Annotated in this window: 16 protein-coding genes and 4 pseudogenes; 5 read left to right on the top strand and 15 right to left on the bottom strand. The window is 42.4% G+C overall.

Annotated features, from left to right (window positions below):
• Positions 1-37 precede the first annotated feature (37 nt).
• The 4 genes from QOL44_RS02095 to QOL44_RS02080 all read right to left on the bottom strand — a co-directional run bounded on the left by QOL44_RS02095 (position 38) and on the right by QOL44_RS02080 (position 2,216).
• The gene (locus QOL44_RS02095; RefSeq protein ID WP_009059815.1) at positions 38-1,087 is read right to left on the bottom strand and encodes a glycosyltransferase family 4 protein; all 1,050 of its coding nucleotides are present in this window, start codon (positions 1,085-1,087) and stop codon (positions 38-40) included.
• A gap of 96 nt (positions 1,088-1,183) precedes the next feature.
• A complete protein-coding gene (locus QOL44_RS02090; protein WP_266098574.1) occupies positions 1,184-1,402 on the bottom strand; it encodes a glycosyltransferase in 219 nt (72 codons plus the stop codon).
• Positions 1,403-1,469: 67 nt separating this feature from the next.
• Complete coding sequence (locus QOL44_RS02085) at positions 1,470-1,802, bottom strand: glycosyltransferase (RefSeq protein ID WP_258042303.1); 333 nt, start codon at positions 1,800-1,802, stop codon at positions 1,470-1,472.
• Between the two features lie 75 nt (positions 1,803-1,877).
• Positions 1,878-2,216 carry a hypothetical protein gene (locus QOL44_RS02080; RefSeq protein WP_009059809.1) on the bottom strand — a complete coding sequence of 113 codons (339 nt, stop codon included), beginning with the start codon at positions 2,214-2,216 and terminating at the stop codon, positions 1,878-1,880.
• Between the two features lie 964 nt (positions 2,217-3,180).
• Here QOL44_RS02080 and QOL44_RS02075 point away from each other — a divergent pair.
• Positions 3,181-3,459 (top strand): hypothetical protein, encoded by a 279-nt coding sequence (locus QOL44_RS02075; RefSeq protein ID WP_208526853.1) that lies wholly within the window; start codon positions 3,181-3,183, stop codon positions 3,457-3,459.
• Positions 3,460-3,491: 32 nt separating this feature from the next.
• Positions 3,492-3,914, top strand: a complete 423-nt coding sequence (locus QOL44_RS02070) for a reverse transcriptase domain-containing protein (RefSeq protein WP_244230923.1) — start codon at positions 3,492-3,494, stop codon at positions 3,912-3,914.
• A gap of 72 nt (positions 3,915-3,986) precedes the next feature.
• Here QOL44_RS02070 and QOL44_RS02065 read toward each other — a convergent pair whose 3' ends face one another.
• On the bottom strand, positions 3,987-4,169 hold the full coding sequence (locus tag QOL44_RS02065; protein ID WP_283401199.1) for a hypothetical protein: 183 nt from the start codon (positions 4,167-4,169) through the stop codon (positions 3,987-3,989).
• 91 nt (positions 4,170-4,260) lie between these two features.
• Here QOL44_RS02065 and QOL44_RS02060 point away from each other — a divergent pair.
• A pseudogene (locus QOL44_RS02060) lies at positions 4,261-5,881 on the top strand (IS1634 family transposase).
• A 147-nt stretch (positions 5,882-6,028) separates the two neighbouring features.
• Here QOL44_RS02060 and QOL44_RS11410 read toward each other — a convergent pair.
• From QOL44_RS11410 to QOL44_RS02030, 5 genes and pseudogenes are all read right to left on the bottom strand, one after another.
• Positions 6,029-6,635: pseudogene (locus QOL44_RS11410) on the bottom strand (IS607 family transposase).
• 134 nt (positions 6,636-6,769) lie between these two features.
• Positions 6,770-8,803 carry an ATP-dependent zinc metalloprotease FtsH gene (gene ftsH / locus QOL44_RS02045; protein ID WP_228343233.1) on the bottom strand — a complete coding sequence of 678 codons (2,034 nt, stop codon included), beginning with the start codon at positions 8,801-8,803 and terminating at the stop codon, positions 6,770-6,772.
• A 94-nt stretch (positions 8,804-8,897) separates the two neighbouring features.
• Entirely contained in the window at positions 8,898-10,106 is a 1,209-nt protein-coding gene (gene mqnE, locus QOL44_RS02040) for an aminofutalosine synthase MqnE (protein ID WP_009059949.1), read from the bottom strand.
• The gene (locus tag QOL44_RS02035; RefSeq protein WP_009059947.1) at positions 10,093-10,965 is read right to left on the bottom strand and encodes a UbiA-like polyprenyltransferase; all 873 of its coding nucleotides are present in this window, start codon (positions 10,963-10,965) and stop codon (positions 10,093-10,095) included. The genes mqnE and QOL44_RS02035 overlap by 14 nt, the downstream gene beginning before the upstream one ends.
• An 18-nt stretch (positions 10,966-10,983) precedes the next feature.
• Positions 10,984-11,538: a UbiX family flavin prenyltransferase gene (locus QOL44_RS02030; RefSeq protein WP_009059945.1), complete on the bottom strand. Its 555-nt coding sequence runs from the start codon at positions 11,536-11,538 to the stop codon at positions 10,984-10,986.
• A gap of 385 nt (positions 11,539-11,923) precedes the next feature.
• Between QOL44_RS02030 and QOL44_RS02025 the strand changes: the two genes are divergently transcribed.
• Entirely contained in the window at positions 11,924-12,610 is a 687-nt protein-coding gene (locus QOL44_RS02025) for a response regulator (protein WP_009059943.1), read from the top strand.
• Positions 12,611-12,897: 287 nt separating this feature from the next.
• Positions 12,898-13,543: pseudogene (locus tag QOL44_RS02020) on the top strand (IS1634 family transposase); the annotation flags it as partial.
• Between the two features lie 62 nt (positions 13,544-13,605).
• Here QOL44_RS02020 and QOL44_RS02010 read toward each other — a convergent pair.
• The 5 genes and pseudogenes from QOL44_RS02010 to QOL44_RS01990 form a co-directional block, all read right to left on the bottom strand.
• Positions 13,606-15,226, bottom strand: a pseudogene (locus QOL44_RS02010) (IS1634 family transposase).
• Between the two features lie 723 nt (positions 15,227-15,949).
• Entirely contained in the window at positions 15,950-17,179 is a 1,230-nt protein-coding gene (locus QOL44_RS02005; RefSeq protein ID WP_009060252.1) for a glycosyltransferase family 4 protein, read from the bottom strand.
• Positions 17,180-17,215: 36 nt separating this feature from the next.
• A complete protein-coding gene (locus tag QOL44_RS02000) occupies positions 17,216-18,694 on the bottom strand; it encodes an O-antigen ligase family protein (RefSeq protein WP_009060254.1) in 1,479 nt (492 codons plus the stop codon).
• The gene (locus QOL44_RS01995; protein WP_009060256.1) at positions 18,636-19,817 is read right to left on the bottom strand and encodes a tetratricopeptide repeat protein; all 1,182 of its coding nucleotides are present in this window, start codon (positions 19,815-19,817) and stop codon (positions 18,636-18,638) included. Before QOL44_RS01995 ends, QOL44_RS02000 begins: the two co-directional genes overlap by 59 nt.
• Before the next feature lie 57 nt (positions 19,818-19,874).
• Positions 19,875-22,196 (bottom strand): GumC family protein, encoded by a 2,322-nt coding sequence (locus QOL44_RS01990; RefSeq protein ID WP_009060258.1) that lies wholly within the window; start codon positions 22,194-22,196, stop codon positions 19,875-19,877.
• Positions 22,197-22,217: the final 21 nt, after the last annotated feature.

Below are 22,217 nucleotides of genomic sequence, written 5' to 3'. Positions count from 1 at the left end.
GGCATAATGGCAATGATAAACCTATTCAGCAGCGTACCTATTGTCTCCGACACGATGAGGAACGGTCACAACAATGCAACATTTTAACTATATTATAATATTTCTCTCCACAAGCTTGTTTTGTATGTTTTTTCAGATGTTCTTTTGCATGCATCCTTAATGAATGAAAAAGCTCTGGATTTTTAATGACCTCTTTAATTTTGCTGGCCAATTGATAGACATCTCCATTGGGATAAGTAAGTCCACAAGGTCCAATGGCGTCCTTAAGCCCTCCTCCTTCACTACCAATCACCACACAGCCTGAAGCTATACCCTCAAGAGCAACAATACCAAATGGTTCATTCCAAAGTGAAAGTACAACCAAAATCTTATGTTTTTTCATTAGGTCGGCAACTTCTTGCTGTGTTTTGGGGCCTAATATATCAACCCATTGCTCTAGATCATTGGCTTTTACAAAGGCTCTAAGATTTACCTCTTCAGGTCCATATCCAACGAAGCTAGCAGTGAGATCAATTTTTTCTTGTTTTAAGAGCATCAAGGCTTTCAAAACATCTATTGGTCCTTTTTCAGAAACCATTCTACCAACAAACAGGATATCTTGTGGACGATTTTCTTCTTTAGGCAAAGAAAATAGGCTATCATCATAGGGATTTGGAATAATTATTGTTTTAGCTTTATATGGAAGATGATCTACTATAGCTTGACTCACTCCAACAATGATTTTTGCTTTTTTCAGAATCCACTTATAAAAAATACCCTTGATTCCTTTAAAAGAAAGATATCTATGAATTATTATTCCATAAGGCTTGTTTAAGAGGGCAGAAGCCCAGCAAAGTTTGATTGGCAAATGGTTATATAGTATTATACCAGCATTTAAAGTGACAAGAAAAACGCTAAAAGGGTTATAAGGATTAATTGTTCGAATCACTCGATAAGGAAATGGTTCTTCCCCTTCATAAGGCGTAGCAGTAAGAACACTGAGAGAAATTTTTTCTTTTTTGCTAAGTTCTTGAGCTAAAATATGAGCGAATGTTTCCGTTCCTCCTATGCGAGGCCAAAATAAATAGCATGCGAACAAAAGTTTCATTTTTTATCCATTTTCATTAACGTGGTTTAATGAAAAACTAGATTTTTTGATTAGCACATTAAAAGCACAGATAGGTTGGTGGATTTCTATAACTCTTTATCTCATTTTTTTTCTTTTAGACTCATCCTTAATAATTGTCCTTATACATTCTGCTAGTTTACTAACATTATTTGCAGGGAAAACTAATCCATTTTCTTCATGCTTTACTAAATCACCTATTGATCCAACAAGGCCTGAAGCAATGATAAGAAGTCCAAAATTCATAGCTTCGTTAATCACCACTCCCATGTGTCGTTTGTGGAAGGTAAAACAAATACATCAGATGCAATATAAGCTTTGGAAATTTCTGATTGAGCAAGAAAACCCATAAAAATAACTTTCTCTATTTTATTCTTTGTAATTTTTTCTTCCATTTTTTTCTTAAAGGCCCATCACCTACAACTAATAAATAACAAGGAAATTCTTTAACTAGCAGCTGAAATGCATCTAAAAGAAGAAATGGACACTTCATTTCTACTAATCGTCCACAAAAAAGGATTACTGGAAAATGATTAAATATCCCAAAACTTTTGCGAATGCTTTCTCTGAAAGGATAAAGTTTTTCATATTGAGTTTGAAAATATTGATTATCAACACAATAAATGGCTGGATATAAACGTTCTTTTGGAACACCATAATATTCCAGGTATTTTCTATTAGCCTCTCCTAGATACAAGCCATAGATTTGACTGCAAAGAAATCTTAAAGGAAGATACTTTATTATTTTCTTCCGCACTTTCCTCTTATGAAACTACACATCTTCTGTTCTAAGTAAGGAAACTCTTTTATTAATGCTTTGAAGTATTATTGCAACCCAATTTGTAGTCGCATAGTAGCCATGAATCCATATAATGTCATATTTTTCTTTCCAGATATATTTTAAGATATCAATTCTTATTGCATTAAGAAAAAATTTTGGAAATTTTCGATTGCTTTTAGAAAGATTAATCCAATGATATCCCTCAAAAGAATTCCATTCATCTCTTATATGATGTTCTTTTGAATAATAAATAACAGTGAAAGAAATATCTTTTATTTTGCTTAATTCTCTATAGATAGGAATAAAATAATGTATTTGATGAGAAATCAAATGAAGAGTTCTAATCTTTTTTTATATAATTTAATAAAAGCGTTATATGATAAATTTATGTTACTATTATATTTCACCTGATTTAAAATAAGAATTAGAATGATATTAAAAAACGGAAAAAAAATCATAAACAAATATTCTTTTCTTTCAGGAAAAGGAAATGATGCTCCGTTCTGAATATGATTATTACGAAAAATTGAGCAATAATGAAATATTCTAATCGTAAAAAAGCTACCGCACTTGCTCTATTTTCTGTCAGAAAAATAGAGAAGAACAAGAATAATTTTTCTCTTCTTTTGAGATACTTTATTATTATATTTTTTAAAATATAAATAATTTTTTTGTAAAAAATTACAAATGAAATAATATATCCCGATTTTTTTTCATTTACCCCATCTTCCGCGTGCGCCGTGGAAAGGGTGCATCGCCCAGTGGGGTGGAAGTGAACCCCTCCCGGCAACTATTGCTCCAGCCGGAAGCGCCTGGGGCGGCTACTGACGGCAACGCTGGTGGTCGAAGCCTCTGGGAAAAAGGCCCGGAATAGCGGGTCAGCGAGCAAGCAGGCCGTAATGCAAATGAACGCTGAACAAAGTCTCGAAAAGGGCAACGCGGACGCCGAGCTGGTGCGGAAAAGGCGAAGGCCGATGTTTCCCCGGGAAGGAGAGCAATGGATGCACTGGGGAAAGCCGCCGGGGTATTGGGCGACGACATGCCTGCAAAGGGAGATGCATCAACACGGGAGGCCCATCTGGTTGGGAGCCTGGCGGAGCCAGGCTGACCGACCGCTGCCCTGCGAGGGACGGAGCGGAATCAGGTGGGAATCGGATAGGTCCATAGTACCTGGGAAGTCGGAGAAAGGCCGATGGAGGGAAGGGACCTTAGTTCAAGGGAAACGCCCGAAAGAGCGAGAGCAGGGAGATTGGCAGTGAGTCTAGAACCTCCCGAGAGTGTTTGGAAGCTCCAGATGGCGTTGCAGGAGAAAGCGAAGGCAAATCTGACCTATCGCTTCTATACTCTCTACGACAAGCTCTACCGCAAGGACGTGCTCGAACACGCCTGGGTAGTCTGCCGGAAGAACGGCGGAGCGGCCGGAGTGGATGGGCAGAGGTTTGAGCGGATCGAGGAAGAGGGTGTGGATGGCTGGTTGGATCGACTGGCGGAGGAACTCCGCAACAAGACCTATATGCCGGAAGCGGTTCGGCGGGTATGGATTCCCAACCCGACGGAAAGCAGAGGCCCTTAGGGGTACCGACGATCCGGGATCGGGTGGCACAGATGGCAGCGGTCCTTGTGCTGGCACCGATCTTCGAGGTCGATTTACCGGAAGAACAGTATGCCTACCGAGAAGGGCGAAGCGCCCTGGACGCGGTAAAGCAGGTGCATGCCCTCCTAAGGAAGGGCTATACTGAGGTGATCGACGCCGACCTCTGCGGCTACTTCGATAGCATTCCCCATGATCCACTTCTTAAGAGCCTGGCCCGACGGATCTCCGACGGGACGATGCTCGCTCTGTTGAAGGCATGGTTGGAGATGGCCGTCGAAGAAGAAGACGAGGATGGGAGGAAGCAGCGGCGGACCCAGGCCAAGGATAGCGGGCGGGGGACCCCGCAAGGAGCCCCCCTCTCTCCACTCCTGGCCAACCTCTATATGAGGCGGTTTATTTTGGACTGGAAGCGGCAAGGCTGGGAAGCAAAGTAAAAGGCGCGAATCGTTTCGTAAGCCGACGACTAGGTGATTCTCTGCCGCCGCTCCGCCCAGGAAGCAAGAAAATCAATGGAACAGATCATGACGCGGATCGGGCTTAGGGTAAACTCGGAAAAGACCCGGATCTGCCGAGTGCCGGAGCAGAGATTCGATTTTCTCGGCTACACCTTTGATCTCTGCTACAAGCCCATCACGGGGCGTAGCTAGCCCATCTTCCGCAAGTTTTTGACCATTTTGTTGATGTATCAATGACTTATGTATATTCGTGTAGGACTAAATAATTTATTTTTCTTTTATTATTTTGTTGGCATCGTGGAGAAAATATGTTAGTCAGGTAGGCATGTACTTGCAGGAGGTCCGCACACGCCACAAAGGGAAGATTTATCGATCCTATATTGTCCGAGAGTCCTACCGGGTGGGGAAGCAGGTGAAGACACGCCGGATCGCCAACGTGACCCGGTTGCCGGAAGAAGCTCGGGAAGTGCTGGCAGCGGCCTTGCAAAAGAAGCGTCTTGTTCCTGTAGAGGGGCTCGAAGTCCAGGAGGCACTTGATTACGGAGGATTGGCCGTTCTCGAAGAAGCCTGGGATCGCTTTGGCCTCGATGAAGTCTTTGCCAGTGTTGGCTCGGAGCGGAAACGAAGGCTTTTGAAGGCAATAATCTTTGGCCGGATTCTCTTTCCTTCCTCGAAGCTGGCCCTTCGGGAGGAAGCGCGGGGGACCCTTCTGGCTAAGGCTTGTGGGCTTGAGGAGAAGGATCTGGATGAGGACGAGCTCTCCCGGGCGATGGATGAGTTGAATGGCTGTTGGAGCGGGATTGAGAAGAAGCTTTACCAAGGGAGTCAGCCGCAGGGGGCGAGCCTGGTGCTCTATGATCTTTCGAGTGTTTACTTCGAAGGGGAGGGCCCTGAGGGACTAGCGCAATATGGCTATAGTCGGGATCACCGGCAGGATCGGCGCCAAGTTCTTCTTGCGGTGGCTACGGATGGTCGGGGGATTCCGTTCCATGTGGAAGTGCTGAGAGGGAATCGGGCGGACCGCACGACCTTGACGGGGCTCTTGGTCACGCTCAGACGGAGGTTTGGGATCCAAGAGGCGACCTTCGTCTTCGATGGGGGGATGAGGAGTTGGTGGAACTTGGAGATCCTGACTGGCATGGAGCTGGAGTACGTGACCTGGTCGACTCGGGCCAAGCTTCTGGAGATTCTCAGTCGTCTGCCTGAAGACCGACAGCTTTGGCTAACGGACTGGACGCGGGTACTGGAGATCGAACAGGAGGGAGTGCGCTATGTCATTGCGGGGGGAGAATGGCGGGCTCAGCGGGACCGCGAACGGCGGCAAAGCCGCATTGCTCAAGCAGAAGAGGTGCTCCGCCAGATCACGAAGGCGGCACGCCGGCAGGTGAATCCCGTGAATCTCGGCAGCCGGGTTGGCCGAGCGCTGCAGAGGCTCCAAGCGCACAAATACTTCCAGTACGGCGTCGACGCAGGCGGCCGGTTCTGGTGGAAACTGGATCAGGAGCGGGTCAAGGAAGAAGAGGCGACTGACGGCTGGTATCTCTTGGAGACCAATCTCCCGGCGACCAAGGCTTCGGGCCAGGCGGTGCTCACCACTATAAGCAGCTGGCTGTGGTCGAAGCCGCTTTCTCGGAGCTCAAGAGTTACCTGGAAGTCCTTCCCGTCTATCACTGGCGACCGGACCGAGTCCGCAACCATGTAAGGATCTGCTTCCTTGCCTTCTGGATGATTCCGCGCGGCTCGGAGCCGAATGGGTGGCCAAGGGCTTTACCGAAGAGGTGCCCAAGGTGCTTCGGCGTCTTCAGACGATCCGCTTGGTCAACCTCTCTCTAAAAAGACAACCGCTGATTGGGCTCTTCTCTCAGATTCCCCCAGAGTTGAATGCCCTGCTTCAAAAGCTCGATCTACTTTCTCTCTTCGCTTCTCCGCCCAAGTGGGCAATGTAGGCAGAACGAAAAATCTATTTCGTTCTGTTGCAATCACTTATGACGCAACGTTGCGGAAGATGGGTTAACCCTCGTTTTTCCGTTGTATTTAATTCATCAATCAAGCAGCAGAGGAAAACAATTTTCCTTAAGATATCAATAAATTAATTAAGTTACAACTCTAGCATCAATTTTCTTTGAATAGTGATTCCCGTATAGCCGAGCACAGAACACCGTGATAATTTCCAGGACGTCCTTGGTCAAATCTTCCTAGAAAGTCGTCTCCTCCCCTTGGTTGATAAGGATCACTTCCACGTTTTTTGCCTCGCAGATGGCGAACACCAGATCCGTACCAAAGCACAACAGCCAGTCCTTGTGGGGGGATGATCAGCTGCCCAATCTTATCACCGATGACGGCATCAAGCAGCCGCTTGAGGCCCTTCGTGTGAGAGTTCATACCGGACCCTACATCCGCGAACGGCCTCGAACGTCCAGCCCTGGCGGGCACAGAACAGCTGCAAGCACTTATTTCTGCCCTTCCAGCTCGTCCTTTTGGTCGAGGCTGAAAACACTGGCATAGGCAATCTTACACCAGTTGGCTTCGGTTTTGGCCAGAAATGTTCTGGACGCAACCGTGCAAGATCCTATTACTGACGTGCGCCCGCCATGCGGGCATGAGGCAAAAGAATTTACCCTCAAGTCTCCATCGCCGTAGCGTTTGGGCAGGAACTCCTAGGAACTCAGCGCCTCTTGAATGCTGACTTTCTTGCGAGATAGATTCAAAATATATATATTACCGCACAAGAAAGCGCAATTGTTATGGAAACTATTCACCGCCCTTCTGTACAGAAAGTTCCTATGGTGCTGTACTGATTATCAGTTCAGCATACCATCCTTCCCTATCAACAATTATGCGGGAGCTCCCTCAAGCCCTGGTAAGAGCCCATCATTTTTTCTTGCTTCTTCTTGTTGAGTAGGATTCTTCGTCGACTCAGCCACATTGTTAGAAGGTAAAGATGGTGTATTTTTTGTTGGAGGATTGGTCATCTTCCCTGTTTTAACAATCTCAATAACCTGCTCGGCATTGAGTGTCTCATATTCGAGAAGGGCTTGAGCTAATGCTTCTACTTTGTCTTTATGCTCAAGAATGATCCTTTTAGCTTTTTCGTAAGCTGTCTGGATAAAATGTTGGACTTCTTGGTCAATAGCACGCGCAGTCGCTTCACTATACCCCCTTGCTGTTCCCAGTTCTCTACCGAGGAAAACCATTGAAGAGTCATCGGAATAATGAACCATTCCCAGCTTTTCACTCATTCCCCATTCACAAACCATCTTACGCGCATACCATGTGGCTTGGCGAATATCCCCACTGGCCCCACTCGAAATATCTCCAAGAAACACCTCTTCAGCCACCCTTCCTCCCATTGCCACACAAAGATCATCAAGAACCTCTTTCTTTCGGGCATTGTATTTATCAGAAGCCGGAAGCATCATCGTCACACCGAGAGCCGGTCCTCTGGGAATGATTGTAACTTTATGGATAGGATCGGTATTTTCCAACAGGACATTAAGTACGGCATGACCTGCCTCATGATAAGCGGTAGTCTTACGCTCTTCTTCACTCATCGCAAGACTCCTCCGCTCCTTCCCCCATCTAACTTTGTCTCTGGCTTCTTCTAAATCAGGCTGATCCACGCTCTCTTTGCCTTTCTTAGCTGCAATAAGAGCTGCCTCATTTATTAAGTTAGCCAGCTCGGCCCCTGAAAATCCTGGAGTCCCCCTCGCCAGAGCGGTGAGATCAGCACTCTTAGAAAGCTTAATTTTCTGTGCATGCACTCTAAGAATCTGTTCCCGTCCACGAATATCGGGAAGATTAACGCGTACTTCCCGATCGAATCTTCCAGGCCGCAACAACGCAGGATCCAGAACATCCTTTCTATTCGTTGCCGCAATGACAATGACTCCTTCTTGCGATTCGATACCATCCATCTCAACAAGAAGAGCATTTAATGTCTGCTCTCTTTCATCATGACCGCCTCCAAGCCCAGTGCCACGAGCTCGCCCTACAGCATCAATTTCATCAATGAACACAATACAAGGAGCATGACGCCTAGCTTGCTCGAACATATCACGAACTCGCGAAGCCCCAACCCCCACAAACATTTCAACGAAGTCAGAACCACTGATACTGAAAAAAGGAACATCCGCTTCACCCGCAATAGCTTTTGCTAAGAGGGTCTTGCCTGTGCCTGGAGGGCCTACCATAAGAACACCTTTAGGAATTCTTCCACCAAGTTTTTGAAACTTCTTAGGGTCCTTGAGAAATTCTACTAATTCCTGGACCTCCTCTTTTGCCTCTTCTACCCCAGCTACATCTTTAAAAGTGACCTTTGTTTTACCACCACTTAAAAGTCTGGCTCGACTCTTTCCAAAACTAAAAGCACCTCTCCCAGCCATCCGGATCTGTTGGCGAAAAAGAAAATAGAGAGCCAATATAAAGAGCAAAAAAGGCAGCACACTTAAAAAAGCCTGTCCCCAAAAATTATGAACGACTTTGACATCAATCTCTGGAAAGCCCTTGGATGCAAGAAATTGTTTTAAGTCTCTGTTAAACTCCAAATCAACAACAGTTCTAAAAGGGACAATGATTTCAGCATTTTCTGTTGGCCCTGCAGGTCGTGTATACCTTCCCTCCAGAAAAGTCTGACCTGTAGAAGTATCTCGTATAAACACCAAGGACTTTACCCTTCCTTGGTCCAAAAGTCGTGTTAATTGAGGAAGAGATTTCTGTTCTATCCCTGGTCCCTGATTGACACTAACATAATAAGCAAGGACCACAAAGAGAATGGATACTAGAAAAAAAAGAAAACCTTTCCAATTAGATTCTCCACCTGGTTCGTTTTTCGATGAATCATTCCTTCTTGAGGACGTATTTTTTTTCATTTTTGGAAATGGCATCGATGATTTAGACATAAGAAGATATACAATTTTTTTTTATTACAAAATACCATTACAAGTAATTTCTTGCAAACAAAAGCTAAGGGATTTTCCGGAGTGTTTCCTTATTATTCTTGACTTTGCCTTTAGATGGATTGGAAGAACCGTTTTCATTGCGCAAAGGAATCGGTTCGATGATACGGTAATAGGTATCCCGGCGCACGGGGATTTTGCCAGCATTTTCAATGGCCTTTTTTAGGGCCTCAACCGGTTGCCCTGGAGGTGTATTAGCTCCAGCCATGTGGAATATCTTTTCTTTATCGATCGTACCATGTAAATCATCCGCTCCAAAATTTAAAGCAAGCTCTCCTATCGCCATGCCAGAACTAATCCAGTATGCGGTAATATGGTCAAAGTTATCCAAACAAAGCCTACTGAGAGCAATTGTTTTCAAAAAATCGACACTGGATGCCTTTCGAACATGACTTAGTTTAGTATTGGCTGGTTCGAAGGCAAAAGGAATGAAGGCACAGAACCCACCTGTTTCTTCTTGCAGACCCCTAAGCCTAAACAAATGATCTATACGCTGGGGGAATGTTTCCACATGGCCAAAAAGCATCGTAGCCGTACTTTTTTTCCCAAGATTATGCCAATGGCGATGAACTTCCAGCCATTCCTCAGCCGACTCCTTACCTAAACAGATTTGACGACGTACCTCTGGATCAAATATCTCCGCTCCGCCTCCTGTCAACGCATCCAGGCCTGCTGACGCAAGATCATGAAGGACTTCCACAATTGGTTTTTTGGCAATTCTTTTTGCTAAATGTCTTATTTCTACGGCCGTGAAAGCTTTCATCATCATTTGAGGAACTCTTTGTTTAATAGCACGGACCAACTCAAGGTAATAGGAATAGGGAAGTTTTGGATGCAGCCCACCGACACAATGCACTTCTGTGGCGCCATTTACTGCCGCTTCTTCTGCTTCATTAACAAGCTGGTCTATTGATTCAGTAAAGGATCCAGGTTGGTTTTCCCGCCTATAAAAGGCACAGAATTGGCAGCTTAAAATGCAAATGTTTGAATAGTTAAGGTAGCGGTTCAGGATATAACTGGCCTGCTCTCCATTCTTTTTTCTTGCAACACTATCAGCAAGAGCGCCTAAGAAATTGAGATCTTCGCATTGGTAAAGACGGAGGGCATCTTTAAAATTTAGTCTCTGTCCCTCATTAACCTTCTCTAGGATATCTGTTAACCCAAGGCGAATCGACCGATCCAACAATCTTTTATAGTCTCTCTCATTGCTTTCCATATCCTTGTATTCCAATACTAAGAAGGATTCCTACGAAAATAAATACGCTAACCCAGGCATTGAGTTCAAAAAATATTTTTTCTATCTTGGCTTGCTCTCTTTTTCTGCTCATCACATGTTCAGACCCAAGAATGCAAGCCACCACTACAAGGGCTATCCAATAAGGCCACCTTAGTCCTCCGATGAATCCAAAAAAAGCCCAACCTATCCATGCTAGAAAATGTAGAAGTGCTGCTATTTTCAATGATACACCTTCTCCAAATTGAGCTGGCAACGAATATAAACCAAAGCGCCTATCAAATTCCACATCCTGCAAAGCATAAATGATATCAAAACCAAAAGTCCAGAAAAAGACAGCTAAAGAAAGCAAAAACGGAAGCATGCTGGCAAAAGAGCCTTTGACTGCAACCCATGCTCCAAGAGGGGCAAGACTAAGGCAGACTCCAAGTACGGCATGAGAATAAGGACTAAACCGTTTTGTAAAAGAATAGAATACGATCAAAAAAGCAGCCACAGGCGATAAGGCAAAACAAAGGAAATTCAGCGAGGCGGCACTGATTTCAAAAATTACTAGAGAAATGATCCCTAAGATGAGGACTTGTCTTTTGGTCGCTAATTTTGATCTATTCTGGGTTCTGGGATTTTGTTTATCGTATTCCCAATCAAGATACCGATTGAAGGCCATAGCCATGGTCCTCGCGGCTACCATACACAAAAGAATGCCAATCAAAGTCCTTAAGGACGGCAACCCCCAGGCAGCAACCATCATGGAACTCAAAGCAAAAGGCAGGGCAAAAAGCGTGTGAGAAAACTTTACAAGCTCAAGAAGATTTTTCAGCTTGACCCAGTAGCTTTTCAAAGGCCCCTCTCCTTATCTCTAGAAATGCTCTCTCCAGCGGACTGACAAAGAATTTTCTATACCAAGATGATCCAATACCCTGGCGTTGACCGAATCAACAAGCTCCTCAATGGTGGATGGAAGGCCATAAAAAGAGGGACAGGCTGGTAAGATTAAGGCGCCGGCTTCAGTTAAAGTGGCAAGGTTGCGAAGATGGATCAAATGGAGTGGGGTTTCTCGAATAACCAAGATGAGCTTTCTTCTTTCTTTTAAGAACACGTCTGCACTGCGAGTAATCGTTGAATTAGAAATTCCTTGAGCAATACGACCAACCGTGCCCATTGAGCAGGGAATAATTACCATAGCATCGAATCTGGATGAACCACTGACAAAGGGTGCCTCCATTGTGTTATCACTGTATAAGCCAAATTTTTTAGGAATTTCAAGATTTCTGCCTAATTCTAGACCGATCACCTGTTTGCCACGATTGCTTATGATAACATGGATCTCATGTTCGGTCGATGATAGGAAATGGAGTAATCTTTGAGCATATATAGCCCCACTTGCCCCTGTGATTCCAATAACAATTCTCATCTAAATCCTTAAGTTTATCACAGTCCGAATCAAAAATGGCTTTTATTTTTTATTCAATGTTCCCTTTTTCTTATATTGCCATATAATAACCACAGCAAAAAGTCGTTAGGCAGTAACTCAGATACAAAAGAAGTAGTATATGGGTTTTTAAAATCAAAGAAAAGATATTTGCATCACATTATCCTATAATAAAATAGTTGCATTGATTCTACTTTAAATACTTAATAATATGTTTAGTTTCATGAAAACAAAAACAAACAAAGTTGCAACCTTCTTTGGTTAAAAAGGTTAGAAGATTTTTAGATCAATCTTTAATGTTCAAAGAAGGAAGAGCATCAAAAAAAATAGCTGAATTTGAAAATAACTTCTATTGTCCAAGGAGATAATGGAAATCAAGAATAAGACAAGAACAGAGAAAATTAAAGTATTCATTGTGGATGATCATCCGATAGTTCGGGAAGGAATTGCTCAATTGCTAAGTAAAGAGAAGAACATCATAGTTTGTGGAGAAGCTAGCAATGCCTACGATGGATTTGAAAAGATAGGAAAGACACTACCCGATGTAGCCATTATAAACCTCTCGATGCCTGGTAAAAATGGTTTAGAATTGATACGAGATATTCGTTTTGCTTATCCAAATGTTTCTAATCTTGTTTTTTCGATGCATGATGAAATGATTTATGCAGAAAGGGCTTTGAAAGCAGGGGCTAGAGGCTATGTGATGAAAACTGAAGGAGTGGAAAAACTGATCGAGGCCATTTACAAAGTCTCCAGGGGAGAAATAGCCGTCAGCCCAAGGGTCTCTAATGAAATTATTTCCAATATCTCTTCTAAGAACCAAAAATCAATAAATAATCCCACCCAGCTTCTAAGCAACAGGGAATTTGAAATTTTCCAACTGATAGGCAAAGGACTTGGCATCAGACAGATTGCCGAACAGCTTCATATTAGTATTAAAACTGTCGAATCCTATAGAAGTTCAATCAAGGAAAAATTGAAAATCAAATCAACCGAAGAGCTTGTCCATTACGCTGTCAGTTGGTGTCGAGCCGAGTTTTTTGGTATCAAATAAAAGTTCTTATAACCGTGTGGTTTTTTTTGGTGCCTTTGACGTATGCCCGGTCTCCTGCCACTGGGCATTAGCATGATCGCTTCCCGGACAAATTAGTCGATTGATCACAAGAACAAAAGCCCTCGTGCCTAGCCCATGTTTGGTGAAAATGGGCTGATTTTGGAGGTGCTCCAGAGGAGAGGAAGCGATTTTTGCAAAAAAACATAGTGCTACGTTGTGAATAACTTTTCTTAAGTTGTTGCTCGATTATTCTTGCATGTGTAGGCGTTTTGAAATTATGTCTCTTTATGTTTTTACGGATCGTGCCGATTCGGCGGCCAAGCGGGAAGGTGGACCAGTATGTTCGGCTGGTGGAGAGCTACTACGATGGAGGGAAGATTAAGCAGCGGACGATTGCCAATCTTGGCCGGAAGGAGCTTTTGGCTCCGCATGTGGACCGACTTGTGGAGCTTCTGAGAGGAGAGCCGCCGAAGACGACGGGAAGTTGGGAGGCAAAATCGGCGGCGGTTTGGGGGCAGACCTTGGTGGCTAGGGTTCTTTGGGAGGAGTTAGGGTTTCCGGAGCTTTTGGAGGCATCTGGTAAGAGGTCGCAAGCTTTTTCTCTTGCGGAGAGAGCGTTTATTTTGGTGGCTCATCGGCTGATTTGTCCGGGAAGCGAACATGCCTTAGCCCAGTGGTTAGAGACGGATTATGTAGCCGATCGGAGGGGGGAACGGATTCTGCCGATATGGAAGGAAAATGGTCGGGTGCGGGTGGACCATCGGTTTCTTTGGCCTTGGTATCGGACGCTGGATGAGCTGATTCAACGGAAGGAAGAGCTGGAAGAGGGGCTTTTTAGCCGGCTGCGAGATCTTTTTTTCCCTCCAGCCTGAGAGGGTCTTCTACGACTTGACTTCCACCTATTTCGAAGGGGAAGGGCCGGAGGAGCTAGCCCATCTTCCGCAACGTTGCGTCATAAGTGATTGCAACAGAACGAAATAGATTTTTTGTTCTGCCTACATTGCCCACTTGGGCGGAGAAGCGAAGAGGGAAAGTAGATCGATCTTTTGCAGCAAGGCATTCCACTCGGAGGGAATCTGAGAGAAGAGCCCAATCAGCGGTTGTCCTTTTAGGGAGAGTTTGACCAAGCGGATCGTCTGAAGACGCCGAAGCACCTTGGGCACCTCTTCGGTAAAGCCCTTAGCCACCCATTCGGCTCCGAGCCGCGCACTCATCCAGAAGGCCAGGAAGCAGATCCTTACATGGTTGCGGACTCGGGTCCGGTCGCCAGTGATAGACGGGACGGTCTTCCAGGTAACTCTTGAGCTCCGAGAAAGCAGCCTCGACCACATCCAGCTGCTTATAGTGGGTGAGCACCGCCTGGCCCGAAGCCTTGGTCGCTGGAAGATTGGTCTCCAAGAGATACCAGCCGCCCTTCGCCTCTTCTTCCTTGACCCGCTCCTGATCCAGTTTCCACCAGAACCGGCCGCTTGCGTCGACGCCGTACTGGAAGTATTTGTGCGCTTGAAGCCTCTGCAGCGCTCGGCCAACCCGGCTGCCGAGATTCACGGGATTCACCTGCCGGCGTGCCGCCTTCGTGATCTGGCGGAGCACTTCTTCTGCTTGAGCAATGCGGCTTTGCCGCCGTTCGCGGTCCCGCTGAGCCCGCCACTCTCCTCCCGCAATGACATAGCGCACTCCCTCCTGTTCAATCTCCAGTACCCGCGTCCGGTCCGTTAGCCAAAGCTGCCGGTCTTCAGGCAGACGACTGAGAATCTCCTGAAGCTTGGCCCGAGTCGACCAGGTCACGTACTCCAGCTCCATGCCAGTCAGGATCTCCAAGTTCCACCAACTCCTCATCCCCCCGTCGAAGACGAAGGTCGCCTCTTGGATCCCAAGCCTCCGTCTGAGCGTGACCAAGAGCCCCGTCAAGGTCGTGCGGTCCGCCCGATTCCCTCTCAGCACTTCCACATGGAACGGAATCCCCCGACCATCCGTAGCCACCGCAAGAAGAACTTGGCGCCGATCCTGCCGGTGATCCCGACTATAGCCATATTGCGCTAGTCCCTCAGGGCCCTCCCCTTCGAAGTAAACACTTGATAGATCGTAGAGCACCAGGCTCGCCCCCTGCGGCTGACTCCCTTGGTAAAGCTTCTTCTCAATCCCACTCCAACAGCCGTTTAACTCATCCATCGCCCGGTAGAGCTCGTCTTCATCCAGATCCTTCTCTTCGAGCCCACAAGCCTTGGCCAGAAGAGTCCCCCGCGCTTCCTCCCGAAGGACCAGCTTCGAGGAAGGAAAGAGAATCCGGCCAAAGATCATTGCCTTCAAAAGCCTTCGTTTCCGCTCCGAGCCAACACGGGCAAAGACTTCATCGAGGCCAAAGCGACCCCAGGCTTCTTCGAGAACGGCCAATCCTCCGTAATCAAGTGCCTCCTGGACTTCGAGCCCCTCTACAGGAACAAGACGCTTCTTTTGCAAGGCCGCCGCCAGCACTTCCCGAGCTTCTTCCGGCAATCGGGTCACGTTGGCGATCCGGCGTGTCTTCACCTGCTTCCCCACTCGGTAGGACTCTCGGACAATATAGGATCGATAGATCTTCCCCTTTTGACGTGTGCGGACCTCCTGCAAGTACATGCCTACCTGACTAACATATTTTCTCCACGATGCCAACAGAATAATAAATAATAAATAAATTATTGAGTCCTACACGAATATATATAAGTCATTGATACATCAACAAAATGGACAAAAACTTGCGGAAGATGGGATAGCAAGTAATTTGAGTCAAAAGCACAACACTGCACATTAAATCATTTTTAAAATAAGCACCTAATTATTTTTATCCTACTCGAATCTTGCAAAAAATTCCTTTTTATGTTTTCAACACAGCAGCCAAACGAGCCAGTGGACCAGTATGTTCGACTGGTAAAGAATGACAAAGACCAAGATAAAACCAAGAGAGACAACCAATTGTGGATACTCTAGCGGAATAATCCCTTACTCCTCAATTGGATAGGTTTTTGTCTCTTTGAGGGAAGAGTCAAAATAAATAAGGAAAGTCTGAACATGGAATCAGCATTTGAAAGCTTTCTCTACCTTAAGAATCGGTTCCATAAAGCCTAAAAATAGCCCACAAAACCAAAAATCAGCACATTGAAAAATTCTCCTTGGTATCCATTGTAATCTATAAATTCATAAATCATAGGTTAGCAAATATAATCCCACACATAGCTTGATAGAGGACTTACATGGAACTATATCATTTTTTGAGTAGATATATATACCTCTTAGATCTAGACCTAAGCTTAACTTCTCAAGATAAAAGGAAATTTTAAGAAAAGATTATGTCATTTGGCATCAACATCTTTTAAGTTTTAAGTTTTTTTGTGTGGATGAATGATTAATATTTTTTTCTTTAGATTTATTCATATAAAATAAAGGTTCATAGATCTTTTTAATAAGACTTGTTGCATAAAACTCCCAATTAAGTAACTTTCTTGCTTTTTCTAATGCATTTTTTGACATTTCTTCTCGTAATGATTGGTTTTTATACAAAATTTCTAATTTTTCAGCTAACTTTTCTGGAGAACGGATGGGAATGATGTATCCATTAATTCCTTCATCTACAACATCTGAAGCCCCAGTGTTTGTTGTAGTGATGACAGGTAGACCACTTGCCATTGCTTCAGAAATGACACATCCAAATCCATCTTCAATAGAAGGAAGAACAAAAACGGAAGCTTGCTGGAAATAATAAGGAACTTTATCCCAAGAACAAAATCCCATGTAGGTAAAACAATCTTTATATTGACTTAAAATTGGTTTCATTAAGGGATCAATAGAACCAAGAAGAATCAGTTCCGCATTTTTAAGTTTAAGCCTTTTCCAAGCTTCTAACAGATCAATTTGACCTTTTCGGGGAGTAATTTGCCCGACACAAAGGACCTTGAATTTTTTTGAGGATTGTTTCTCAATATCTTCTGAAAGTGGATAAAATCGCTTGAGATCAACTCCATACGGAAGAATAAAAATTTTTTCCGTTGGAAACCCATGAGCCACATACGAATTTTTAACCCAGAGAGAAGGAGCTAAAAGAAAGTCAATCTGTTCTATTTCATCAAGCATCCATTTTTTCCACCAATGGTTTTGTCTTGGTAGAATTAAGCGTTCATGTTCTTCGTCAAGAAGGCTTGTTAGGGTATGCGGGTGACTGTTTACGGCTTCTCCTAAAACAATACTGCCTTCTTTGCAAACTTTATGGATAATGTCCCTAGCGCTTCCATGAAGCATAATATGCCATAATTTTGCTGCTTTCCAATGCCTTAAAAGCTGTTTTTCCCAAAGAGAGTTATAAAAGGGAGCAAAAAAGGAGAGGAGGTGAGTACTCAATAATCGATGATGAATTCTTATTAAATATTCTTTAAGCCAAAGGTTGACTTCGTTGCCTTGTCCTCCTGAGAGGATCTTTCTATCAAAACGATGGGAGTAATAAAAGAAATTAAGAATGCCTTCTTTTGCCAAGAAAGGGACATAATTGTGATAATGAAATCTGCCGCAGACAGCAATATTAACTTTAGGAGTCGACATAACATCTTTGAATAAAAAAATTTCAAATAAAAGAGGTTAAACGCTTGAATCTTTATTTTCTTCTGAATTGCTTAAAAAGAGCTGAGCGCAAAAAACCAAATATAAAAGATTTGCCATTGTAACAAGGTTAAAATTCGCTATTCCTTGAAGCAATCCCCCAATGAACGAAAAATAACCACCAGCAAGAAGAAATTTCGTTTTTTGGTCTTTTTCAAAAATTATGTTTTTCCATCCTTTATAGAGAACTATTAAGATAAGGCCTAGAAAAAGCAAGAATCCAACCAGTCCAGAATCTGTCAAAAGCTCTACATAATCACTTTCTGCATGGGTTACACGCATTGCACCAGGAAAAACAGTTCTTACTAAATTAAAACCTTCTTCAAATGTCCCAAGGCCCGAACCCGTAAGTGGAAACATTCTCCATAGCTCCATAGCTTCTTTCCATAGAGCAATTCGACTGCTTGTTTTAATATCCACCGCTTCTTCAACAAGCCGTTGGGTTGCACCAATGAAAATATCTGAAGCCATCCAAAGGGCCATAGTAATGGAAGCAACAATAAAAGATCCTACTAATAAAGCATGTTTCCTACCCATTTTTTTTTCTTTTGAGCTCAATGATAACCATAACCCCATAAGAGAAATGGCTAAGAGCATACTTACCATCGCTCCTCTGGAACGAGAAATAAGGATTCCACTGGAAATAATAAGAAGAAGAAAAGGAAAAAATAGCTTCTCAAACAAATCTTTAATTGAAAGATATTGAAGGCTCTTTACCATACTATCTTTTTTTGGCAATTTGAGTGTTTTTGAACTATTTAACTGGTTTTTATACAACAAAAACCCTATCCCTAATGGAATAAATAATAAGAGAAGCCCTCCTAAATGCGTTCTGTTGACATAAGGACCAAAAGGGTCTCCTCCTTGAGTTAAGGTCCTAAACCAAAAAAGTTTTCCATTCGACGTTGCTCGTTGTATAATTGCAAAGATCGAAAGCACAGAACCATTAAGCAGAGAAGCATAAATCCAAAAGTCTCTTTCCTCTGAAAAATTTTTAAAAATTTGATTAACTATAAATCCAAAAAGGATAATCCCACAAAATTCCAAAATATAAGGAAATGTTTCAGAGGGATTTATAGAAAGTGGAATCCAAGGCATTGCTTGAGTGGCAGAAGAACCTTCGAGGAGAAATAAAACTGTTTTTTCTAGTTCATACCGTTTAGGTGATAAAAATTGAATGAAAGTTGGGGGCAGTGGAATGAGTTCTAGAAATAGCCAAAATAGGATTAATAAAACAACTGTAATTAATGGAAAAGAAAAAGATAATACAAGTTTGGTTTTTTGTCTCCACCAGATGAATGCTCCAAAAAGAATAAGGCAAAAAAGAAATACTTTTGCCCATGTTTCAACGGCACCAAAAAGCCAAGGAGAAATTATCAGAGTAAAAAACAAAATCCTTTCAGGACGAAGGAGATTCTTCAGAGGGTTTTTCTTTTGGTGCGCCAAAGGGGAGCTCATCCTCATTCTGTTCTTCTTCTCCTTCAGTTTCATCTTTAGAATTTTCTTCTTGTTCAGATTCAGTAAGATAAATGGCATCAATCCATACCGTCCCATACACTGGGACTTCCCATTCTGTAGTAGCCTTCCAACGAATTCTTAATAATGCATTTATGTCTTCTGTAATGTTTTTTATTTTAAAAGAAAATTCCTTCCATTCTTCTGAATTTTTTATGGGAATTGTTTTTCCATATGAAACTTCCTCAAGGGGATCATAAATCTCTAGAAAAACTCCAGAGCTGCTAAATAATTCTTTGGATAGTCCTTTTGCAGAGAGAATATATTTTTTCTTCTCTTTTAATGGTACGCGTTGTTCAGCTAACACATAATCCTTGTCGGTAGGAAGACCGTTAAATTTGATCCTAAAAGAATATTTTCCGGAAAAATGTTTTTGGGAATCTCTTTTGATTTGATAAAAAGGTGATTTATAGATCTTCCAATCAAAACCCCATCCTAAAAAAGGTTTTTCAAAATCTCCATTCCAAATAAGGTCTTGAGAAGGGAAAAAAAGATCCCATGCTCTACGGGCTTCTTGATAATTTCCTTTTTGTATAAAAGTTTCAACATAGTTTCTAAAGAGCCTTGGCTCTATATCCTTTTTATTTTTAGAAATTCGATCCCATATTTCTTTTGCTTCCTCAAGCCATCCTTCCTTTAAAGCAATTTCTAAATAAGAAGATTGAATATATAGATCATTTTTATCGATTAATAGTTTTCTAGCATTATCTCCATAAATGGATTTAAGAAGATATATAGCTGTTTTTTGAAGAGTTGGATCTGTTTTAAAAACGAAAACTAATTCTGGTATTATCAAATCTGTTTTATCACATTCAATAAGAAGTTCGGCAATCTCTAATCTTTTTGAACTGATAGGACCTGAAATTTTCATTACCCATTGAAGGATTTGGAATGCATCTTCTTTTTTGTCTTGATTAATTTTTTCTTTGACTAATTGAATCCAAGAAGAAGTATCTAATGGCTCATATAAAAGCTTGTTGGAAAATGAAAGAAAAAGAGAGGGGAGAGAAAGAATAATCCCAATGATTATAAAAATAAATAAAAAAATTGGAGAGACTTTAACCATTAGTTAATCATTAGAAGACATCAGTCTTTTTTCACAATAGAAAATCAACGATTATCATCATTTATCCGGTCTTTTGATTTTTTCTTGAACCCAATCATTTAAGAATTGAAGGGAATGAAAAGGAGAAAGACTTTGAGTTTGATTTTTATTTTGGATTTCATTCTTTTCTTTGTATGCATAGTAGGAATAGTAGGATTGATAAGAAGTAGTTGTTTTATTTAAGACAACCCCAAGAATTCTTGCGTTCACCGTTGCTAATATTTGCAAATTTTGAAGAAAATCCTTTCTTTCAATTCGTCCAGCTTGAATGACATAAATCAATCCATCGGTTACTGATCCAATTATTGCTGCATCCGGCATTCCATGCATTGGTGGTGTATCGATTAAAATATAACAAAAATATTGTCTTACTAATTGAATGAGAGAATGCATAGATTCAGAACCAAGAAGGTCTGTTGGATGAATTGCGGCTCTTCCCCCGCTTATAGCCCAAACGTTTGGAATAGTGGATAATTGGAGTGCCTCTTCAATGTTTACTTGTCCCGTAAGGATTTCAGAAAGACCAGGACGAGGTCTTAGTCCTAATGACTTATGAAGTGAGGGTTTTCTCAAATCCCCATCAATAATAAGTACGGTCCCTTGCTGTCCTAAAACCGTGGCAAGATTAACAATTGTGCTGCTTTTGCCTTCACTTGGATAAGTACTAGTAATAGCAATTAATTGAGGTTTTCGATTGGGAATAGCGTAGTGGAGTAATGTGCGAATTTGTCTAAAGGCATTGCTTACAAAGGACTCTGGTGAGGAATAAGTAGTAAGAGCAAAAGGAATGTCCTTTGGAATTTCATCAATACCTTCTCCCTTAATAAGCTCAATATCTGGAATAGATCCTAGGACTGGGATTCCAAGCTGCTTTTCTATTTCTTCTTTTGATCGGATTCTTGTATCAAGCTTTGCTAAACCAAGAGCTAGCCCACAGGATGTCAATGATCCGAAAACGAGTGCAAAGAGAATATTTCGAATCTTTTGTGGTTTAACAGGGACCTTAGGGATTGGTGAGGTTTCAATAACTTCAATATTTCCTGAGTTTAGAGCAGAAGTAATGTCTGTTTCTTTTAGTCTTTTTAAAAGGCCAGTATACATTTCACGATCTGTGTCTGCTTCTCGCTTGAGTAAAGCATATTGAGACAGCAGCCGTCCTTCCTTTTTGACCTTAACCATTGCTTCTTTCCATTCTTCCTCCAAGCTTTCATAATGTCTTTTTGCTGCTTCATAATCCGCTTCAAGTTTTTCAATCGTCGCTTCTTTTTCTTCGCTAATCTCTTTATTTAATCCTTCAATTTCTGTTCTAAGTCGCGACATTTTGGGATACTCTTCTTTGTATATGTCTTCTAGTTCACGGTATTTTGCTTGTTCTTTAAGCAGAATCTTTTTTAGATCAACTGTAAACGGACTGTCAGGAATAGCAGCTAATTTTCCAGCATCCATTGCGGCTTTGGCTTTTTCTAAATAGACCTCTCTCCGAATCATTTCGAATCGCGCTTTTGATACAGCCTCACTTACCCTGTTGAGTTCTTGTTCAGCGGGAGAGCGATCCACTCCAGGAAATTTTACTATACCTGTTTGTTCTGTAAAAGTTGCGAGTTTTTCTTCAGCTAAAGCCAATTTTTTTCTCATAGAGTCAAGTTGTTGAGCAAGAAAATGTCTAGCATGCTGGTTAGCCTCTAATTTTCGATCAAGGCCAAAAGCAATAAAAGCCTCTGCATAAGCATTAGCAATTTGTGCGGCTGCCTGGGCATTTACACTATCAAACTTAATTTGCACCAGTCTTGTGTTTCGAACTGGAGTAACTTGAAGGTTTTTAAGGAGGTATTCTGCATATAAATTTATTTCAGAGGTTGGTTCTATACCTTCCGAGGGATTGATGGAATGCTTACGAAATGACTCTTTTTTTAAACCTAACCAATCAGGATGTTCATCTAGATCTAATCGTTCAACCACTCGCTGAGCTAACGACCTACTTTTTAAAATTTCAACTTGAGTTTTAAAAAAATTCTCAAAATCAAAAAGCCCTGCTTGATCTTCTCCGACGGTCTTGTAAGGTAGCACTTCAGATTTATTAAAATTGATTTTAATCGTTGCTACTCCTCGGTAGACAGGTTTTTGAGTGAAAGTAAAAAGAATCGTAAAAAGCAAAATTAATAAAAATGATATTACTACGACTGCTTTGTATCGATAAATCTCATTGAATCTCTCTTTTAACCACTCTCCAGTAGAAAAAGAATAATAGGGATCGGAAGGGATAGCTGTTAGGCTATTGGGATCTTGTATCTGATTGTGGGGAACATTGTGTTCAGGGATCTTTTGTAATTCTTCACCCATATGCCATCCTTTTCAAACTGA

Origin of the sequence: Candidatus Methylacidiphilum fumarolicum, assembly GCF_949774925.1 — a bacterium.
GTDB classification, from domain to species: Bacteria; Verrucomicrobiota; Verrucomicrobiia; order Methylacidiphilales; family Methylacidiphilaceae; genus Methylacidiphilum; species Methylacidiphilum fumarolicum.
The sequence above is the reverse complement of the archived record's forward strand: the minus strand, read 5'-3'. Positions and strand labels throughout refer to the sequence as shown.